This is a genomic window from Corallococcus sp. CA041A, assembly GCF_003612075.1.
GTDB lineage: Bacteria > Myxococcota > Myxococcia > Myxococcales > Myxococcaceae > Corallococcus > Corallococcus exiguus.
On the sequence record NZ_RAWF01000522.1, the window covers coordinates 1 to 1689 of the forward strand.

Genomic DNA, 1689 nt, shown 5'->3' on the forward strand with positions numbered 1-1689 from the left:
GGACTTGGGGGGCCGTTCGGGCTTGCGAGGCATGGGCGCGGCACTGTAGCCGCGCTTGAGGCGGCGGCGTGTCCTTCAGTTTTAGTGGCGGACCGGTTCGTCGGGGTCGTCGCCCTCGGCGGAGCCCGGCGTGGGGCCCGGCTCGTCGCCGTCCGCCATGCGGTGGGACTCCTCCTCCAGCCCGCCGTCCTCCGCCGTCCCGGGCGTGCGGCCGGGTTCCTCGAAGACCTCTTCGTGGGCTGGCGCCTGACGGCCAGGGCCGGGCTCGGTGCCTCCCACGATCATCGGCTCGTAGGGCATGTGGTTCACGCGGTGCTCCTTTCCGTGAGGCTTCGGTCGTTCCTGGAAAGGTAGCGATGCGCGGGCATCCCGCCGCGCGGGGTGGGGTGTCCCCCTGCCTGCTCAGGGGTCGTCCCTGCCCGGGAAATGCTTGCGCACGGTATGCAGCGCGGCCAGCCAGAGCCGGGCCTCGTTGCGCGTGAGGCGGGAGCGGCGCAGGGGCGCGACCAGGTCCCGCACCGCCGTGCGCCCGGGCTTTTCGTCCACGAGGAAGCCGCCCGCGCCCAGGAGCGTCTCCAGCGTCGCCTCCACCCGGGCCAGCTCCGCGTCCGTGGCGGCCAGGGGCAGGGGACCCGGCGGCGGCGCGGTGTCCGCCAGGTGCGCCATGCGGACCTCGTAGGCGTAGAGCAGCACCGCCTGCGCCAGGTTGATGGAGGGCTGCTCCGGCGCGGTGGGCACCGCGGACAGGTCGTGGCAGCGCTCCACCTCTGCGTTGGTGAGGCCGCTTCTCTCATCCCCGAAGACGAGCGCCACCGGCCCCTGCTTCGCCCTCGCCACCAACTCCTCACCCACGGCCCGGGGCGACAGGCGGCGCTTGCCCTCCACCTTGCGGGAGCTGGTGCCCACCACCCAGACGCAGTCGGACACCGCCGCGTCCAGCGTGTCCGGCCGCTTCACCCCACCCAGCACGTCCTCCGCATGCACCGCGAGCCGATGGGCGGGTCCCAGGTCCTCCACCTCCGGCGTCACCCAGGCCCAGTCGGACAGGCCGCAGTTCTTCAGGGCGCGGGCGGCGGCACCCAGGTTCTCCGCGTTGCGCGGGCGCATGAGGACGAATCGGACGGGCAGCACCATGGCCGCGCACCCTACCGCCCCCATGCGCCATGCAGGGACCCCAGTTGACCGCCGGGCTTGTCCCGGCGGGCAGAGGCATCATTGAGCGCCGGGCTTGTCCCGGCGGGCAGAGGCATCATTGAGCGCCGGGCTTGTCCCGGCGGGCAGAGGCCTCATTGAGCGCCGGGCTTGTCCCGGCGGGCAGGGACCCCAGTTGACCGCCGAGGTGTCTCACCGCCAGTCTGCACCGCGAAATCCCGCGTCCCGTGCGTCCGGAGGCCACCCGCGAGTGTGGCTGCCTGGACACCCTGTGGGCCCGCGGACGCGCATGGGGGAGCGCCGGCACGTGGTCGCCGGGCCGCACTTCCCGTGTGCCTCCGAGAGCCCCACGCGCGGCACGCGGCATGAAATCGGTTCCGCCGCCACCTCCTGGAGGAAACATGTCCCCGCAGTCCGCTGTCCCGCCGAAGGCCGCGCGCGCTCCCCGTGCCCGCTGGCTCTTGCCGGCGTTGCTCGTGGGTGCGCTCGCCGCCGGCTGCAAGCAAGAGCCCGCGAAGACGCCGCCCGCCACCCCCG

The 1689-nt window shown here is 73.7% G+C and carries 2 protein-coding genes; both read right to left on the minus strand.

Going from position 1 to position 1689, the window contains the following annotated elements; translation table 11 throughout:
- Positions 1–81: 81 nt before the first annotated feature.
- Entirely contained in the window at positions 82–300 is a 219-nt protein-coding gene (locus D7V77_RS41845; RefSeq protein WP_233597560.1) for a hypothetical protein, read from the minus strand.
- A 102-nt stretch (positions 301–402) separates the two neighbouring features.
- Positions 403–1134: an RNA methyltransferase gene (locus D7V77_RS41850; RefSeq protein WP_120581713.1), complete on the minus strand. Its 732-nt coding sequence runs from the start codon at positions 1132–1134 to the stop codon at positions 403–405.
- Positions 1135–1689 lie beyond the last annotated feature (555 nt).